We start from the raw sequence: 18172 nt of genomic DNA on the forward strand, positions 1-18172 counted from the left end.
GTGCTGCCGAGGCAAGCTCGGCGGGCCGTCGTTCGCCAAGGGTCAATGCATTTGCATTGGCCCTTGTTTTCTTGAGCTGGCGAAAGGCCGGAAATGAAGAAGTACCAAAGAACTTTGCAGGCTTGGCTGGTCGTGCTGCTGCTCAGCGCCTTCACGCCGGGTTCACTATTTGCGCAAGAGCGTCGCTTGGAGCCCGGCCCCAGTCTCATCGCCGAGGGCATTCCGACCCTGTTCAAAACCAGCCAGCCGGCGGCCAAGGAGTTTGTCAGCGCGCGCTTCGTCGACTGGCACCCCCTGCGGCGCGAAATGCTGGTGCTGGCCCAGGCCGGTGGCAGCCTGCAATTGCACCTATTGAATGCCCCTGGCGCCAAGCCACGCGCCTTGACCGAAGGGCGCGACGCAGTGGCCCAAGCCAGTTGGGAGCCGGAGCGCGGCGAGTATCTGGTTTTCAGCCGTGACCAGGGTGGGGACGAGGCCTTTCAGCTCTATCGCCTGAAGCCCTCTGCCCAGGCCGAGCCCTTGGCGCAGCCGCTGCGCATCAGTGGCGCGGAGGGCCGAGTCAGCGATTATCAGTTCCTGCCCCAGGGCCGCGGCTTGGTCTATTTGTGGGAGCGCTTGAATCGCCAGTCCGAGGCGGGCGCCAAGGCCGCGCGGCCGCTGAGTCGCTTGATGTGGGTGGATCCCGCGCAAGCGCCGCCCCAGCCGCGCGAGTTGGCGGCGGTGGAGGGCGGGCGTTTTACCGATTTGGCCGTCAGCAGCGGCGGGAGCATTCTGATCCTTCGCACCGTGCAGGGGCGCAGCCAGCTCTTGCGTTTTGAAATGGATGGCAAGCCCGGTCGGCCGCTCGGCGCTGCCCAAGACAAGGCCGAGGAAGATGTTGAGCAAGCCCTGGCACTCGCGCCGACCGATGCGCTCTGGCGCCGGCAGGCGCTCAAATCAGACTACCGCCATCTGGTGCGCCTGGACCTGGTCAGCGGCCAACGCCAGCCCTGGCTCAGCGAGATGCAGTCGGACCTGGAGGCCTTGGCCGTGCCGCCCCGCGCGGACGGCCGGCCATTGGCCTTGTTGAACAATGAGCAAGGCATATCGGTCTTGCGCTTGTTCGATCCGCTGCAGGCCCAGACACCGCCGCGCCGGGTCTTGACCCAGTTGCCGGCCGGCGTCACGCGCAATCTGCGCTGGCATGGCACCTTGCCCTTGCTGGGCTTTGAACATGCTTCGGCCCAAAGCCCTGGTCGCATTTATGCCTATGACAGCCAGACCGAAGAGCTCCAGCTCTGGGCCGGCCGCCAGGAGGTGGGCAGCGGGGCGGAGTACAGCAGCCTGCAGTGGAAGAGCTTTGATGGCTTGCAGATATCAGGCCTGCACATCGCGCCGCCCGCCCGCTTTCAAGGCCCGCGGCCGGTTTACATCAGCATCCACGGCGGCCCGTCCTCGCAGTCAAGGCCCGGCTATTTGAATGCGACCCTGCGCCATCTGGTCGAGGTCATGGGCATGCATGTGATCCTGCCCAATGTGCGTGGCTCGGACGGCTTCGGCAAAAAGTTCCTGGGCCTGGACAACGGCCGCCGCCGCGAGGATTCGGTCAAGGACATCAGCGCCTTGCTGGATCTGATCGCCAGCCGCAGCGATATGGATGCGGCCAAGGTCGTGGTCGCGGGCGGCAGCTATGGTGGCTATATGGCGCTGGCCGTCGCGGTGCATGAATCCAAGCGCATCGCCGGCAGCATCTGCCGGGTCGGCATCGCCAATTTCGTCTCCTTCTTGGAGAACACCGAGAGCTATCGCCGCGACAACCGGCGCGCCGAGTACGGCGACGAGCGCGAGCCCAAGATGCGCGAGTTCTTGCAGCGGATCTCGCCCCTGAACCGGGCGGATGCAGTCAAGAAGCCGCTCTTCATCGTGCATGGTCGCAATGACCCGCGTGTGCCTTATGCGGAGGCGCAGCAGATGGTGCAGGCGGTGCGTGCACACGGCACGCCGGTGTGGTTCTTGACCGCTGAGGACGAGGGGCACAGCTTCACCAAGGCGGATAACCGCGACTATTTGTTCCAGGCCACGCTGGAGTTTGTGCGGCGTGTCACTGCCGCACCGCCCGATGCCGCTGGAGCCAAACCTGAAAGCGATGCCTTGGTCAAGACCCCAGTTGTTTTAGCAAAAGACGATTGACGCGCTGCAGCAAAGCAAGCGCAAAATGGCGTTTTGTTCTGACGCTGCCTAGTTCGCAGCAACATCACGTGAGTTCACCCAATTCGTCGCATTCGCCATCGGCCATGGCCGGTTTGACCCTGGGGGCCCTTGGCGTCGTCTATGGCGACATTGGTACCAGCCCGCTGTACGCCTTGAAAGAGGTGTTCCATGGCGGCCATGTTGCGCCGACGCCCGACAACATCCTGGGCGTGCTCTCGCTGCTGTTCTGGACGATGACCATCATCGTCTCGCTCAAGTACGTGCTGCTGATCCTGCGTGCCGACAACAACGGCGAAGGTGGCTTGATCGCCATGCTGGCGCTGGCCACCAATGCGGTGAATGGCAAGCCGGCGCTGCGGCGCCGCTTGATGCTGGTCGGCATGTTCGGCACCGCGATTTTTTTTGGTGATGCGGTCATTACTCCGGCCATGACAGTGTTGGGCGCGGTCGAGGGCATTGATGTCTACGCCCCGGAGTTTCATGAGGCCATCCTGCCGCTGACCCTTTTGGTGCTGGCGGGCTTGTTTGCCGTGCAGCGCATGGGCACAGGCGGCATCGGCAAGGCCTTCGGGCCGGTGATGGTGCTGTGGTTTGTCAGCCTGGCCTTGCTGGGCCTGCCGCATGTGTTGGAGAACCCGCAGGTTTTGGCGGCGATCAATCCGGCCTATGCCCTGGCCTTTTGCATGACCCACAAGCTGGTGGCTTTCATTGCCCTGGGTGCTGTGGTGCTGGTGGTCACCGGCGGCGAAGCCCTGTACGCCGACTTGGGCCACTTTGGCAAAAAGCCGATCCGCATTGCCTGGTACGGCATCGTCATGCCTTCGCTGGTGATCAACTATTTCGGCCAAGGGGCGATGCTGTTGGAGAGCCCCGAGGGCATTAAGAACCCCTTCTTTTTGTTGGCACCCAGCTGGGCCGAGATTCCCTTGTTCGTGCTGGCCACGCTGGCGGCCATCGTGGCCTCGCAGGCCTTGATCACGGCCGCGTTTTCGGTCACCAAGCAGGCCGTGCAGCTGGGCTTGCTGCCACGCATGCGCATCCTGCACACCTCGGTGCGTGACACCGGGCAGATCTATGTGCCCTTTGTGAACTGGGGCCTGTTTGTTTTCATCGTCTTGGCGGTGGTCTTGTTCGGCTCCTCCAGCAAGCTGGCAGGGGCCTACGGCATTGCCGTCACCATCGACATGACCATCACGACGGTGATGACCTTCTTCGTCATTCGCTACGGCTGGAAATACCCCTTGCCGCTGTGCCTTCTGGCCACGGGCTTTTTCTTCGTCATCGACCTGACCTTCCTCGCCTCCAATATGCTCAAGTTGGTGGCCGGCGGCTGGTTCCCGCTGATGATTGGCATCGCCATGTTCACCTTGATGCTGACCTGGAAGCAGGGCCGGCGCCTGCTCAGCAACCGGCTGCGTGACGATGCCATTGAGCTGAAGAGCTTTTTGGAAGCCATCTTCATCAGCCCGCCGCTGCGGGTGCCGGGCACCGCGGTGTTCTTGGCGGCCGAGGCCGGCGTGACGCCCAACGCTTTGATGCACAACCTCAAGCACAACAAGATCTTGCATGCGCAGAACTTGTTCGTGACCGTCAAGCACCACGAAGTGCCTTGGGTGGCGCCCGAGCAGCGTCTGAGCTTTGAGAACCTGGGCAATGATTGTTGGACGGTCAGCCTGCACTTCGGCTTCATGAACGAGCCCGACGTGCCCGTGGCCCTGCAGCTATTGCGCCAGCACGGGGTGCAGATGGAGGAGATGGAGACGAGCTACTTCCTGTCGCGCGACATCGTCATCCCCACCATCGGCAGCGGCATGGCGCTGTGGCGCGAGAAGCTGTTCGCCAATATGCACCGCAATGCGGCGGCAGCGGCTGACTTTTTGCACCTGCCCACCAACCGGATCGTGGAGCTGGGGTCTAAGGTCGAAATCTGATTGCGCAAGCGCCTGAGTGCCGCCGCCCCGCTCGCGGCTGCACTTCTGCAGCGCCTTGGCAACAGCCATTGAATTTGATGCGGTGCAGCAAAACAAGGCGCAGAATGCCTGTTTTCGATCAAGACGGCGCATCGTGGCGCCGCGCAAATCTGTGAGTTCTGAAACTACTGCGCACGGCAAATCGGCACTGGCTGGCTTGACCCTGGGGGCGCTCGGCGTCGTTTACGGCGACATCGGTACCAGCCCGCTCTATGCCTTGAAAGAGGTGTTCAACGCGGGGCATGTGCCGCTCACACCGGCCAATATCATCGGCATCTTGTCGCTGGTGTTCTGGACCCTGACCATCGTCGTGTCCTTGAAGTATGTGACCCTGATCATGCGGGCCAGCAACAAGGGCGAAGGCGGCACCATGGCCTTGCTGGCGCTGGCCGGCACGGCGGTGGCAGACCGGCCGCGCTTGAAGCTGGCCCTGCTCCTGATGGGCATCCTGGGCGCGGCCATGTTTTATGGCGACGGGGTGATCACCCCAGCAATTTCGGTCTTGTCCGCAATCGAAGGCCTGGAGTTGGCCACGCCCGCTTTCAAGCCCTATGTGGTGCCCATCACCCTGGGCATTTTGTTTGGCCTTTACGCCATCCAGAAGCACGGCACCGGCGCCATGGGCGTGGTGTTTGGCCCCATCACCTTGATTTGGTTCTTGGTGATTGCCTACTTCGGTGTGGTCTGGACCCTGCGTGAGCCCGCCGTGCTGGCCGCCATCAACCCGCTGCTGGCGCTGGAATTCGCCTTGACCCACGGCCATGTCACCTTGGTGGTGCTGGGCGCGGTGTTTCTGTCGGTCACCGGCGCTGAGGCCTTGTATGCCGATATGGGCCACTTCGGCCCCAAGCCCATCCGCCTGGCCTGGTTCGGCCTGGTCTGGCCGGCCTTGTTGATGAACTATTTCGGCCAGGGCGCCTTGCTGCTGTCCAACCCCGCGGCGGTGGAGAACCCCTTCTTCTTGATGGTGCCCGAGGGCTTGCTGCTGCCCATGGTCGGCCTGGCCACCATGGCCACGGTGATTGCCTCGCAAGCCACCATTTCCGGTACCTTCTCTGTTACCAAGCAAGCGATTCAGCTGGGCTATCTGCCGCGCATGCGGGTGATTCACACCTCCATCAAGGAAACCGGCCAGATCTACATCCCTGCGGTCAACTGGATGCAATTCGGCGCCATCGTGGCGGCTGTGGCTTTGTTCGGCTCTTCGTCCGCCCTGGCCACGGCCTACGGCATTGCGGTCACGGCCACCATGGTCTTGACCACCTTGATGACCTTCTTTGTCACCCGCTACTTGTGGAAGTACCCGGCTTGGCTGTGTTTTGGGGCCACCGCCTTCTTCTTGTCGATTGAGCTGGTGTTCCTGTCCTCCAACGTCCTCAAGGTGTTCTCGGGCGGCTGGTTCACGCTGGCGATTGCGGGCGCGGTGTTCACCGTGATGCTGACCTGGAAGCAGGGACGGCGTTTGCTCAGCGACAAGCTGCGTGAGGATGCGATCGACCTGAAGAGTTTCCTCGACGCTGTGTTCATCAGCCCGCCGCACCGTGTGGTGGGCTCGGCCGTGTTTTTGTCCGCCGAGCCGGGCATGACGCCCAATGCCTTGCTGCACAACCTCAAGCACAACAAGGTGCTGCACGAGCAAAACATCTTCGTCACTGTCAAGCATCACGAAGTGCCTTGGGTGACGGCAGCGGAGCGAGTTCATATCGAAGAGCTGGGCAACCGCTGCTGGCAAGTCAGCCTGAACTTCGGCTTCAAGGATGAACCCGATGTGCCCGCCGCGCTGACCCTTTTGGCCAAGCATGATGTGCAGCTGGACGATATGGAAACCAGTTACTTCCTGTCTCGTGACATCGTCATTCCCACCATCGGCAGCGGCATGGCCTTGTGGCGCGAAAAGCTCTTCGCCAGCATGCACCGCAACGCGGCGGCGGCGGCCGACTTCCTGCACCTGCCCGCCAACCGGATTGTGGAGCTGGGCTCCAAAGTGCAAATCTAATAGCTTTGCGGGACAGACCGCCCGAGGGGGTACCCCGAGTAGCTCTGTCCCCAACTGATCAGAAGCCTTGCGGGACAGGCCGCCCGAGGGTACCCCCGAGTAGCTCTGCTTGGCCGCTGGCAGGCGGCCAAGCCTCCGTCAGGCGCCAATCAGGCCGCAGGGCCTGCTTGGGTCCGGACGAAGTCCCCAACTGACTAGACGCTTTGCGGGACAGACCGCCCAGCTCGGTTTAAGCCAGCGCCTCGCTGCGCTGCCCCTCTTCCGACAAGTGCACCACCATGCCCTGCGGAATCAGCTCCCAGCCCTCGTGCTCGCCTTCCAGCGGCTCCGAGGCGATCACATGGCCAAGCTCGCCATGCCGGTGAAGATAGAGGGTAGGGGCGCGCTTATCGCTGGAAAAGCGGAAGGCGTGAATGGACTTGCCATCGGCCAGCGCGGCCGAAAAGCGCAGGGGCTGGTCAATGCCCAGCACATGCATCATCGCCAGCGTCTCGTTGAGCACTTGGCCCACGGCCTGGGTGATGCTGTCGCCCATTTCCATGCGGTTGATGATCATCAGGAACAGCAGTTCCGAGTCGGTCGCGCCTTGGCGGTGGGCATAGAGATGATCTGACAGGCGCGACTCCATCGCACGGCGCAACTGGCCATAACCGCCAATCTGGCCGTTGTGCATGAAGAGATAGGGGCCGTAGTGAAAAGGGTGGCAGTTCTGCCGCGCGATGCCGGTGCCGGTGGCGGCGCGCACATGGGCAAAGAACAGCGGTGAGCGCACATTGCTGCACAGGGCCAGCAGGTTGTCGTCTGACCAGGCGGGCATCACCTCGCGGTAGATGCCGGGGCTGCTGCGCTCGCCATACCAGCCGATGCCGAAGCCGTCGCCATTGGTGACGGCCTTGGCCTCATCGGCCCGCAGCGACTGGCGCACCAAGGAGTGGCGCGGCGTGCAGACCAACTCTTCCAGAAAAATCGACTCACCCAGATAAGCAAGAAATCGGCACATAGGCGTCAGTTTGGCAGCAAGGCGTGGGGTCGGGAATCAGTAGAACTGCGCTGTGCGAAAGCCTTCGCTATGCTGGCGGGCATGACAAGCTGGCTTCGCGATCTTTCTGTTTCGGCTGTGGTGGCTGGTTTTGTAGCGGTTTTGGTGGGCTTCACCAGTTCGGTGGCCATCGTCTTTCAGGCCGCGCAGGCGCTGGGCGCCACGCCGGCGCAAACCAGTTCCTGGATGTGGGCCTTGGGCTTGGGCATGGGCGTCACCAGCCTCGGTCTGTCGCTGTGGAGCCGCCAGCCGGTGCTGACCGCCTGGTCCACGCCCGGCGCGGCCCTGATCGCAGCCACCTCCGGCATCCCCATGGCCGAGGCGATTGGCGCCTTCTTGGTCTGCGCCGCTTTGATCATCTTGTTCGGCACCACCGGTTGGTTCGAGCGTTTGATGGACCGCATCCCGCTGGCCGTGGCCTCGGCCCTGCTGGCCGGGGTGCTGGCGCGTTTTGGCCTGGACGCTGTCTTGACCGTCAAGACCGCGCCGCTGCTCGTGCTGAGCATGGCCGCGGCCTATCTGCTGGGCAAGCGCCTGTGGCCGCGCTATGCGGTGCCGGGAGTTTTGCTGGTGGGCGTGGCGGTGGCTGCCGGGCAAGGGCGCTTGCATTGGGGTGCGGTGGAATGGGCTTGGGCGCAACCGGTCTGGACCACGCCGGCCTTTAGCGTGGCGGCCCTGATCGGTGTGGCGCTGCCGCTCTTCCTCGTCACCATGGCTTCGCAAAATCTGCCCGGCGTGGCCGCGCAGCGCGCCTCAGGCTATCGCGCGCCGGTGTCGCGCAGCATCACGGTGACAGGTCTTGCCAGCCTGCTGCTGGCGCCTTTCGGTGGCTATGCCTTCAACCTCGCGGCCATCACGGCGGCGATCTGCATGGGCCCCGAGGCGCATGCCGACCCGCGCCGCCGCTACCTGGCCGCTTGCGCGGCCGGGGTGTTCTACATCGCCGTGGGCCTGGCCGGTGGCGCGGTGGTGGGCTTGCTGGTGGCCTTTCCGCGTGAGTTGGTGGCGGCGATTGCCGGCCTGGCTTTGCTGGGCACCATCGCTGGCGGGCTGAGCGCCGCGCTGAAGGAAGAAAAGCACCGCGACGCCGCCATCCTGACCTTTCTGGTCACGCTCTCCGGCCTGAATCTGCTCGGCATTGGGTCGGCGTTCTGGGGCGTGGTGGCCGGCAGTGTGGCGCTATTGGTGCAACACTTGCGTTCGAGATAAAGACTGATTGAATGATTGACTGGAAGCTATTGCCATGAAACTGCTGTTCGTTGCCGACCCGATTGAGACCTTCAAGACTTACAAGGACTCCACCTTCGCCATGATGCGCGAGGCCGCCAAGCGCGGCCATGAGATCTGGGCCTGCGAGGTGCCTGATCTGGTGTGGCGCAGCGGCGGCCGTGTGCTCGCGCGCCGCGCCCGCGCGCTGACCCTGACCGGCGACGCGAAGGACTGGTACAGCGTGGCCGCCACGCAGGAGTTGGTGCTGGCCGAAACCGATGCCATCGTGATGCGCAAGGACCCGCCTTTCGACAGCGAGTTCTTCTACGCCACCCACTTGCTGGGCCAGGCCGAGCGCGAGGGCGCGCGCGTCTTCAACAAGCCCGCGGCGCTGCGCGATCACCCCGAAAAGCTGGCGCTGATGGAGTTCCCGCAGTACTGCACGCCCACGCTGGTGACGCGCTCCGCCGAGGTGGTGCGCGCCTTCCATGCCGAGCACAAAGACATCATCCTCAAGCCCCTGGACGGCATGGGCGGCACCGGCATCTTCCGCGTTGGCGCGGACGGCCTCAACCTCGGCGCCATCATCGAAACGCTGAACAAGGACGGCGCCGAAACCATCATGGTGCAGCGCTATCTGCCCGCCATCAGCCAGGGCGACAAGCGCGTGCTGGTGATTGGCGGCGAGGTGGTGCCTTTCTGCCTGGCGCGCATTCCGCAAGGCGGCGAGGTGCGGGGCAATTTGGCCGCGGGCGGCAAGGGTGTGGCCCAGCCGATCAGCGCGCGTGACCGAGAAATTGCCGAAGCCGTGGGCCCCATCCTGGCCCAGCGCGGCCTGCTTTTGGTGGGCCTGGATGTGATTGGCGACTGCCTCACCGAGATCAATGTCACCAGCCCCACCTGCTTCCAGGAAATCACCGACCAGACCGGCTTCGACGTCGCCAAGATGTTCGTCGATGCGCTGGAGCGAAGCCTCTGATGCGGCTGCTGCTTGCTTCGCTGCAAGGTTGAAGCCCTGAGGCCATGCTGCGACAACTTCCCCTCGCCCGGCAGCTGACGGCCGCCCACATCAACGGCATCGGCGTGGCGCTAGGTGTGGCGACGGTGCAGGCGCTGTTCAGCCTGCTGCTGGGCCTGCCGGTCGGTTTGGCGGCGGCCGGTGGCGCGGTTTGTGCCAGCTTGCCGGATGTGCCCAACCCGCCGCAGCGGGTCTTGATGCGGGTCTTGCCGGCTGCCTTGGTGGCCGCCCTGGTGAGTTTGTCGGTCGGTTTGCTGCGCGCGTCGCCGCTGGCGATGACGCTGCTGATTGCGCTGATTGCCTTTGCCAGCTTGCTGAGCATGGCCTGGGGCGCACGCGCCGGGCCGCTGTCGTTCACCGGCGTGCTGGCGCTGGTGTTCGCCATGGCCTGGGAGGCGCCGGCCACGCCGCTGGATGCCCTGATCCACGCCGCCTGGGTGGCCGCCGGTGCGCTCAGCTATGCGGTGTGGGCGAGATTCATGGCCGTGTTGCTGCGCCGCCGCTACCGCGAACTGGCGGTGGCCGCGGCCATGCGTGCCGCGGTGCGGCGCTTGCGTTCACGCGCCGAGCGCATTCGCGGTGATGTGCCGCTGGCCGAGGCCGGCATCCGCGCCTCGATTGCCGACGATGTGCTGCTGGCCGAAGCCTTGCAAGCGGCCCGCGACCAAGTCTTTGCCGCCCAGCCCTCGGCGCACAGCCGGCGTCAGATCGATCTGGTGCTGGGCCTGATCGAGCTGCGCGATTTACTGCTGGCCAGCCGGCTGGATCTGCATTTGCTGGGCGAGGATGCGGCCGCCCTGGCCTGGCGCCATGCCCTGGCCGACACCTTGCTGCCGCTGGCTGCGGTGTTGGAAGAACTGGCGGCGCATGTGGACCGCGGCGCGCCTTTGCCGGAGGTCTCGCCCCAGCAATCGCCCGTGCTTTGGCGCGCAGACCTGGCCGCCCGCCTGGCCAGCGTTCAGGCGCCGGCGGGAGATGCTCGCCTCCATTTGGTGGACGCTTTGCAAAGCCGCATTGGCCATATGTTTGACGACATCGCCGCGATGGTGGAGCGCTGCCGCCAGCCCGACCGGGCCAGCGCCTGGACGCGCGAGCAGTTGCAGCTTTTCGTCTCGCCCGAGGGCTGGCCGCTGGCGGCGCTCAAACCCCATCTGAGCCTGCAGTCCAGTGTGATGCGCCATGCATTGCGTGGCGGCTTGGCGTTGTCGCTGGCCTATGCCTTAGGGCTGATGCTGCCCTGGGCGGCCCACCCGCATTGGCTGGTGCTGAGCGTGTCGGTGGTGCTGCGCGGCAATCTGGAGCAGACTTTGTCGCGCCGCAACGACCGCATCATCGGCACCGTCATCGGCTGCCTGCTGGTGCTGGCCCTGGCTCAAGCAGCGCGCTTGGGTGCCGGTCACGGCATCTTGGCCCTGAGCTTTTTGGTGGCGGTGGGCGTGGCCCATGCCTATGTGAATCAACGCTACCGGGTAGCGGCCACTGCGGCGACCTTGATGGCCTTGCTGCAGCCTTTGCTGCTGGCGGCGGGCACCCAACCGGCGGTGGGTGAGCGCCTGGCGGATACGGTCATCGGCGCCTTGCTGGCCTGGGCGTTTTGCTTTGTGCTGCCGTCTTGGGAGCGCCGCAGCCTGCAGCGCCTCAACGGCCAGTTGCGCCTGGCCCTGGGCCGGCATGCGCGCAATGTCTTGCAATGGGCGCCGACGCAAGCTCAGCAATTGGCGCAGCGCCTGAGCCGCCAACAGGCCTACACGGCCTTGGCGGCGCTGGCCGCAGCGGCCCAGCGCACACGGGTGGAGCCGCGCAGCGTGCGCCTGCCTGAGCCCGAGATTGAGGCGGTGCTGAGCCATGGTTACCGGCTGATGGCTTTGCTGGGCGCCTTGCAGCAACTGCTCAGCCGGCGCCGCGAGCGCTTGGACCCGACCCAAAGCCCGGCCGCCTTGCAGCTGAGCCTGGCCGGGCTGTTGCAGGCCTTGCAACAGCCCGGCCAGCCGGCGCCGGGGTCGTCTAAAAACGCTGGAAGCCTTGCAGGCGCCGCCGACCTTGCCGCAGCGGAAAGCTCGGCCGCTGCCGAGCGCCTGAGCACGCCGCTGGAGGACGAGGTCTGGCCGGAGCACCTGAGCCAGCAAGACCTCAGCCCCTGGTTGCTGCGCCGCCTGGGCCTGTGCCAGCGCGAGGCTGCCTTGCTGAGCGAGGCCATGCAGCGCCTGCAAACCGCCATGCCGCCCGAGCCGGCCCGCCAGGGCTGAGCTGACGGGTTGACCCCCACGTTAAGAATGACCCGTGGTCAGCACAGCCGCGGCCTGCGGTTTATGCTCTGCGCCATTCGCCGGCCCAGGCGCCACGGGCGTGTCCCCGTCGGCCTGAATCCGCGCACTTTCTCCTCCTCCTGCAGTCCCTCAAAAAGAAAGCCTCCCACCATGATCACCACCCGCGCAGCCGTGGCCTGGAAAGCCGGTGCCCCCTTGACGATTGAAACCGTGCAGCTCGACGGCCCGCGCGCCGGTGAAGTCTTGGTGGAAGTCAAAGCCACCGGCATCTGCCACACCGATTACTACACCCTCTCCGGCGCCGACCCGGAGGGCATCTTCCCCGCCATCCTGGGCCACGAGGGCGCGGGCATCGTGTTGGAAGTGGGCGAGGGCGTCACCTGGCTCAAGCCCGGCGACCACGTCATCCCGCTCTACACGCCCGAGTGCCGGCAGTGCAAGTTCTGCCTCTCGCGCAAGACCAATCTCTGCCAGGCCATCCGCCCGACCCAGGGCAAGGGCCTGATGCCCGATGGCAGCTCGCGCTTTTCCATCGATGGCAAGCCGATCTTTCACTACATGGGCACCTCCACCTTCGCCAATCACATCGTTGTGCCCGGCATCGCCCTGGCCAAGATTCGCGAGGACGCGCCTTTTGACAAGGTCTGCTACATCGGCTGCGGCGTGACCACCGGCGTGGGTGCCGTGCTGTTCACCGCCAAGGTCGAGGCCGGCGCCAATGTGGTGGTGTTTGGCTTGGGCGGCATTGGCCTGAATGTGATCCAGGGCGCCAAGATGGTGGGGGCCGACAAAATCATCGGCGTGGACCTGAACCCCGAGCGCGAGGCCCTGGCCCGCCAGTTCGGCATGACCCACTTCATCAACCCCAAGGAACACGCCAACGTGGTGGACGCGATTGTTCAGCTCACCGACGGCGGCGCCGACTATTCCTTTGAGTGCATCGGCAACACCAAGGTCATGCGCGACGCGCTGGAGTGCACCCACAAGGGCTGGGGCCGCAGCATCATCATCGGCGTGGCCGAGGCCGGCGCAGAGATCAGCACCCGACCCTTCCAACTGGTGACCGGCCGCAAATGGGAAGGCAGTGCTTTCGGCGGCGCGCGCGGCCGCACCGATGTGCCCAAGATCGTTGATTGGTATATGGAAGGCAAGCTCAAGATCGACGAGCTGATCACCCACAAGCTGCCGCTGGAGCGCATCAACGAAGGCTTCGATCTGATGAAGCGCGGTGAATCCATCCGCTCGGTGGTCGAGTTCTAAGCCCATGTTTGAGCTGATCTCCACCCATGCCAGCTTCGGCGGGCAGCAGCAGTTTTGCCGGCATGAGTCCGAAGTCATCGGCCTGCCGATGCGCTTCGCCTTGTTTGTGCCGCCGGCACCCAAAGGCCTGCTGATCTTTCTGGCCGGCCTGACCTGCACCGAAGAGACCTTCACCATGAAGGCCGGCGCGCAGCGAGTGGCCGCCGAGCTGGGCCTGGCGCTTCTGATGCCCGACACCAGCCCGCGCGGCGCCCAAGTTCCGGGTGAGGCCGAGCATTGGGACTTTGGAGTCGGCGCCGGGTTCTATCTCGATGCCACCGCTGAACCCTGGGCCCGCCATTGGCGCATGGAAAGCTATATCACCGAGGAGTTGCTGCCCCAGGTGCTGGCCGCCTTGCAATTGCCGGCCGACAAGGTGGGTATTTTTGGTCACTCCATGGGCGGCCACGGTGCCTTGACCCTGGCCTTGCGCCACCCCGACAAGTTCCGCTCGGTCTCGGCGTTTGCACCCATCGCCGCGCCCAGCCAATGTGCTTGGGGCAAGAAAGCCTTCAGCGGCTATTTGGGGCCTGACACTGCCAGCTGGGATGCGCACGACGCCAGTGCCTTGATGCTGCAGGCGCCGGGAGCAGGCGTGCTGTTCCCCGCCGGCATCTTGATCGACCAGGGCATGGCCGACAAATTCCTGCTGGAAATGCAGCTGCTGCCCGAGCGCTTCGAAGCCGCCTGCCAGACCCGCGGCCAGCCGGTGACGATGCGCTGGCATTTGGGCTATGACCACGGCTACTACTTCATCGCCAGCTTTGTCGAGGACCACCTCAGGCATCACGCCAAGGCCTTGTTGGGCTAAGCCTGGCCGCATCCAGCGCGCAGCATCGGCCCCATGAAATCACTGGACGCCCAACAACTGCGCCGCATTCCCGCCAGCATCTGGGTGCTGGGCTTTGTCAGCTTGCTGATGGACGTTTCCTCCGAAATGATCCACAGCTTGCTGCCGCTGTTCATGGTCAGCGGCCTGGGCGCCAGCGCCCTGACCGTGGGCCTGATCGAAGGCATGGCCGAGGCCACGGCCTTGATCGTCAAAGTGTTCTCCGGTGTCTTGAGTGATTACCTGGGCCGCCGCAAAGGTCTGGCGCTGCTGGGCTATGGCCTGGGCGCGCTCAGCAAGCCGTTGTTCGCGCTGGCGCCGGGCATGGGCTTGGTGGTGACGGCAAGGCTGATCGACCGGGTCGGCAAAGGCATTCGCGGTGCGCCGCGCGATGCCTTGGTGGCCGACCTGACGCCGCCGCAGATTCGCGGCGCCGCCTTCGGCCTGCGGCAGGCGCTCGACACGGTGGGCGCTTTTCTCGGCCCGCTGCTGGCGGTGGGCTTGATGCTGATGTGGGCGAATGACTTCCGCGCCGTGTTCTGGCTGGCGGTGATCCCCGGCGCCCTGGCCGTGCTGCTTTTGCTGTTCGGTGTTCAAGAACCGCCGCGCAGCAGCACGGCGCCGCGGGTCAATCCGATCAAGCCCGCTAATCTGCGCCGCCTGAGTGCCGACTATTGGTGGGTGGTGGGCATTGCCGCGCTGTTCACCCTGGCGCGCTTCAGCGAGGCCTTTCTGGTGCTGCAAGCGCAGCGCACGGGCGTGCCCATGGCCTGGGTGCCGCTGGTGATGGTGGCAATGAATCTGGTCTACGCGCTGGCCGCCTACCCCTTCGGCAAGTTGTCAGATCGTCTGGGCGAGTCCAAGCTCGGCTTGCTGGCGGGCGGCCTGGTGCTGCTGATCGCGGCGGATTTGGTGCTGGCCCGCGCCGAGCATTGGCCCATGCTGCTGTGCGGTGTGGCCTTGTGGGGCGTGCATATGGCCATGACCCAGGGCTTGCTGGCCACCTTGGTGGCCGACACGGCCCCGCCCGATCTGCGCGGCACCGCCTATGGCTTTTTCAATCTGCTTAGCGGCCTGGCCATGCTGCTGGCCAGCGCGGCGGCCGGCTGGCTGTGGGACGCGCATGGCGCCCCCAGCACCTTCTACGCCGGCGCGGGCTTTTGTGTGCTGGCGCTGCTGGTCTTGCTGGCCTACGCCAGGCGCGCGCGGATCAGCGCAGGCGTTTGACGCGGGCGGTCTCGTTGCTGCCCTCGAGTTCCAGCATGAAGCTGCCCATGGCCGCCTTGCGGATCTCGACCTTGGGGTTTTTGAGGTAGACCACGGCGCGGCTGCCATCAATCACCTGCCAGGCCTGGCCGTTGCTCAGATAAATGATCTGGTTCGGTCCCCAGCCTTCGAAGAGGCCGTCGATCTGGCCGCTGATGACATTGGGTTCGTTCTTGGGCCTATTCGTCAGGCCAAAGGTGTCGGCCACCGGGGCGGCGGCTGTGGTCGTAGCCGTTGCAGCCACAGCCAGCGGCGCAGTGCTGGCTGTTGGTGTTTGGGGCTGCTTGGCCGCCTGATCGGCCAGGGCGTCGTAGCAGCTCAGCCGGGCTTTGGCATCGGTCAGGGTGCGGCAGCTTTGCAGGCCGGTGCTTGGCAGCTCAGCCGCTTGCACCAGGCCGGCCATCAGGCCGGCGGCAGCGAGGAGGGCGATGGCTGCGGGAGCGGTGATTGGCTTGCGGCTAGGCGTGTGCATCGGGAGGCTCTGGGCTGATGGCGATGCCGCAAGCATATCGCCCTGCTTGGCCTGCCCCGCCCCGGGCTTTCCTGCCCGAGGCGGCGCCCGTCAATCAGCCCGAGCATCCAAGCGCCGATGCAAGCGCAGATGCAGCGGCTCGTGCGGCCGCAAAGTGATGTTGAGCGTCGGCCGTGGCGGTTCGGCGCCGGGCACGGGTGAGAAGCGGAAGCGTTGCAGCAGCAGGGCCGCGATCAAGGTGATCTCGGTCATGGCGAAATGCTGACCCAGGCAGACGCGCGGCCCCGCGCCGAAGGGCATATAGGCGCCGCGCGGGATGGCGTGCGCCGCGTCCGCCGCAAAGCGCTCGGGCATGAAGGCATCAGGCTCGGGAAACCAGCGCGGGTCGCGGTGCATCACGCCGGGCGTGAGCCGGATCATGCTGCCCTTGGGTAAATGCCAGGGGCCGATGTCCAGGGCCTGCGTGCAGCGTCGGGTCAGCAGGGCCGGGGCGGGCGGGAACAGGCGCAGCGCTTCCTTGATGGTTTGCCCCAAATAGGGCAGGGCGGCCACATCGGCAAAAGCCGGGGCGCGTTGCTCGGGGCCCAGCAAAGCCTGAACTTCGGCACTCGCCTGCGCGGCGGCCGCCGGGTGGCTGGCCATGCACCAGGCCCACCAGGTGAGCGCCACGGCGCTGGTTTCATGGCCCGCCAAGAAGGTGGTCATGCACTCGTCGCGCAGCTCTTTGTCGCTGAGGGCCTGGTCTTGTTCGTCGCGCAAATCCAGCAGCATGCCCAGCAAATCTTGCGGCCCGGTGTGGCCCTCGGCCAGGAAGCGGCGGCGGGCGGCAATCTGGCCCTCCACCAGCTCATTCAACACCCGCAGGGCTTGCCGCTTGGCGCGCTTCCAGGGCGCCCACAGCGGCGCGCTGACGGGGTAGAACATCTCGCGGAAGCCCTCTTGGCTGAGCACGCGCAGGGCGGACTCGGCGGCGCGGGCCAGTGGCGTGGCGCTGCAGCTGAAGGTGGTGCGCAGAATCACGTCCATGGTCAGCTCGGTCATGGCATGTTCAAAGTTCAGCACCACGGGCGCATCCCCATGCGCTTGCGGCCACTTGGCGAGAGCCGCCTCACCGGCTTGCACGATGAGCGGCGCCAGCGCCGTCACCCGTTTGGGCGCAAAGCCCGGCAGCAGCATCTGGCGCTTGCGCTGCCAGGCGTGGCCTTCGGCAATCAGCACGCTGTGCCCGTGGGCGGCGGCCATCACCTCGGTGCCGCGCTCCCAGCGGATCAGGCCCGCATGCGCTGCCACCAATAATTCGCGCACCGCATCGGGGTGGAAGAAGCTGTAGTCGCGGAACTGCGCCAGCCGCATATAGACCACATCGCCATGCTGGCGCTGCACGCCCTGCAAAAAGCCGAGGTAGTCGCGCCCCATGGCGCGCAGCTGCGGCAGGCCGAACCAGCGGCAGGCCGGGCCAGGGGGCAGGGCTGGCCGTGTGGGGCTAGTGGACGGTTCGGGCACGGTCTTGACGGTGTTGTTCATGGCCGCCATCTTGGCCACCCGCAGCGCCCCTGTCTTGAACGAAAACGACATCGCCGCAGTGGCTGGACGCACCCCTACACTGGACGCCACCATGCATGCCGAGCCTGCCGATTCATACTCTGAACTATGCGCTGATCCCAGCGCGGAAGCTTGCCTTGATCTTGATGATCCGCTTCAGCGCCCTGCAGCCAGCTTGGGTGAGCCGGGCCTGCATCCGCTGACACGCGCCAGCCTGATCCCGCCGCGCCTGAGCCTGGGTTCCTGCGTGCGCGGCTATATGACGCGCGATTTGCGCGCTGCCGTGGATTTGAGCCCGGCGCAGCGCAGCACCTGGTTTCCGGTCTCGCCGGTTTGCACCATCACCTGGTTTTTGCAGGGCCAGTGCGCCGAGGTGCTGTGTGAGCCGGGCGATGAGCTGGCGCAGCAAGAGCGCGGCTTGCGCTTCTTGCCCGAGCTGCCGTTTCTGGCCGGCCCGCACAGCCGGCCCACCAAGTTCCGCACCTTCGGCCCCGGCCACAGCTTTGTCGTGGTGCTGATGCCGGATGCCTTCAAGGTGCTGACCGGCCTGGACCTGCTGCAATGCCAAGACGCCGTCTTGCCCTTGCACGCGCATCTGGGCGCCGATTGGCAAGCCATGTCAGCCGCCGTGCAAGCCGCTGCGGATGACGCCAGCCGGGTGCGTGTGTTCGAAGACTTTTTGCAGCCGCGCTGGCAGCAATGCCGCGCCGAGGGCGGCCACGATATGCCGCGTTATCGCGATTGGATGGAGGCGCTGGCGGTGCGCGCCATCGCCGCCGGCAAGGGCCGCAGCATGCGGCAGGTGGAGCGCCGCATCAAGGCTTGGAGCGGCCAGTCCCTGCGTCAGCTGCAATCGGTGAGTCGCGCAGAGCAAAGCTTTTTCCGCGTGCGCGAAGCGCTGGAGCGCGGTCAGGTGGTGTGGACCGATCTGGCCTATGAATCGGGCTACGCAGACCAAGCCCATCTGTGCCGCGAAACCCGCCGCGTCACCGGCTTCAGCCCCGAGCTTTTGCGCCAGCGCATCGAGTCGCATGAGGCGTTCTGGGCTTATCGGATCTGGAGCTAGCTCAGCGCG

General features: G+C 65.3%; 13 protein-coding genes. 10 read left to right on the forward strand and 3 right to left on the reverse strand.

Annotated features, from left to right (window positions below; all coding sequences use genetic code 11):
- Nucleotides 1–93: 93 nt before the first annotated feature.
- The 3 genes from AT984_RS20995 (at nt 94) to AT984_RS21005 (ending at nt 6156) form a co-directional block, all read left to right on the forward strand.
- Complete coding sequence (locus AT984_RS20995) at nt 94–2169, forward strand: S9 family peptidase (protein WP_058721765.1); 2076 nt, start codon at nt 94–96, stop codon at nt 2167–2169.
- 104 nt (nt 2170–2273) lie between these two features.
- Nucleotides 2274–4121: a potassium transporter Kup gene (locus tag AT984_RS21000; protein WP_058721766.1), complete on the forward strand. Its 1848-nt coding sequence runs from the start codon at nt 2274–2276 to the stop codon at nt 4119–4121.
- A 151-nt stretch (nt 4122–4272) separates the two neighbouring features.
- Nucleotides 4273–6156 (forward strand): potassium transporter Kup, encoded by a 1884-nt coding sequence (locus AT984_RS21005; protein ID WP_058722513.1) that lies wholly within the window; start codon nt 4273–4275, stop codon nt 6154–6156.
- A 229-nt stretch (nt 6157–6385) separates the two neighbouring features.
- On the opposite strand, the gene AT984_RS21010 is transcribed toward AT984_RS21005, so the two are convergent.
- A complete protein-coding gene (locus tag AT984_RS21010) occupies nt 6386–7156 on the reverse strand; it encodes a class II glutamine amidotransferase (protein WP_058721767.1) in 771 nt (256 codons plus the stop codon).
- A gap of 81 nt (nt 7157–7237) precedes the next feature.
- Between AT984_RS21010 and AT984_RS21015 the strand changes: the two genes are divergently transcribed.
- The 6 genes from AT984_RS21015 (at nt 7238) to AT984_RS21040 (ending at nt 15044) form a co-directional block, all read left to right on the forward strand.
- Nucleotides 7238–8404 (forward strand): benzoate/H(+) symporter BenE family transporter, encoded by a 1167-nt coding sequence (locus tag AT984_RS21015; protein ID WP_231741481.1) that lies wholly within the window; start codon nt 7238–7240, stop codon nt 8402–8404.
- A 34-nt stretch (nt 8405–8438) separates the two neighbouring features.
- Nucleotides 8439–9383, forward strand: a complete 945-nt coding sequence (gene gshB / locus AT984_RS21020) for a glutathione synthase (protein ID WP_058721769.1) — start codon at nt 8439–8441, stop codon at nt 9381–9383.
- A gap of 44 nt (nt 9384–9427) precedes the next feature.
- A complete protein-coding gene (locus tag AT984_RS21025; RefSeq protein ID WP_058721770.1) occupies nt 9428–11668 on the forward strand; it encodes an FUSC family protein in 2241 nt (746 codons plus the stop codon).
- A gap of 174 nt (nt 11669–11842) precedes the next feature.
- On the forward strand, nt 11843–12949 hold the full coding sequence (locus AT984_RS21030) for an S-(hydroxymethyl)glutathione dehydrogenase/class III alcohol dehydrogenase (RefSeq protein WP_058722514.1): 1107 nt from the start codon (nt 11843–11845) through the stop codon (nt 12947–12949).
- A gap of 4 nt (nt 12950–12953) precedes the next feature.
- Complete coding sequence (gene fghA, locus AT984_RS21035; protein ID WP_058721771.1) at nt 12954–13799, forward strand: S-formylglutathione hydrolase; 846 nt, start codon at nt 12954–12956, stop codon at nt 13797–13799.
- A gap of 33 nt (nt 13800–13832) precedes the next feature.
- Nucleotides 13833–15044, forward strand: coding sequence for an MFS transporter (locus AT984_RS21040; protein ID WP_058721772.1), 1212 nt, complete (start codon nt 13833–13835; stop codon nt 15042–15044).
- Here AT984_RS21040 and AT984_RS21045 read toward each other — a convergent pair.
- Both AT984_RS21045 and AT984_RS21050 read right to left on the reverse strand, forming a co-directional pair.
- Nucleotides 15028–15555: a hypothetical protein gene (locus AT984_RS21045; RefSeq protein WP_058721773.1), complete on the reverse strand. Its 528-nt coding sequence runs from the start codon at nt 15553–15555 to the stop codon at nt 15028–15030. The two genes, AT984_RS21040 and AT984_RS21045, sit on opposite strands and share 17 nt — an antisense overlap.
- A gap of 90 nt (nt 15556–15645) precedes the next feature.
- A complete protein-coding gene (locus AT984_RS21050; RefSeq protein WP_082680240.1) occupies nt 15646–17079 on the reverse strand; it encodes a cytochrome P450 in 1434 nt (477 codons plus the stop codon).
- On the opposite strand from AT984_RS21050, the gene AT984_RS21055 reads away from it, so the two are divergent.
- On the forward strand, nt 17078–18163 hold the full coding sequence (locus AT984_RS21055; protein ID WP_058721774.1) for a helix-turn-helix domain-containing protein: 1086 nt from the start codon (nt 17078–17080) through the stop codon (nt 18161–18163). The genes AT984_RS21050 and AT984_RS21055 overlap by 2 nt on opposite strands.
- The last annotated feature ends 9 nt before the right edge of the window (nt 18164–18172 follow it).

Origin of the sequence: Paucibacter sp. KCTC 42545 (genome assembly GCF_001477625.1) — a bacterium.
Taxonomy (GTDB): domain Bacteria; phylum Pseudomonadota; class Gammaproteobacteria; order Burkholderiales; family Burkholderiaceae_C; genus Paucibacter_A.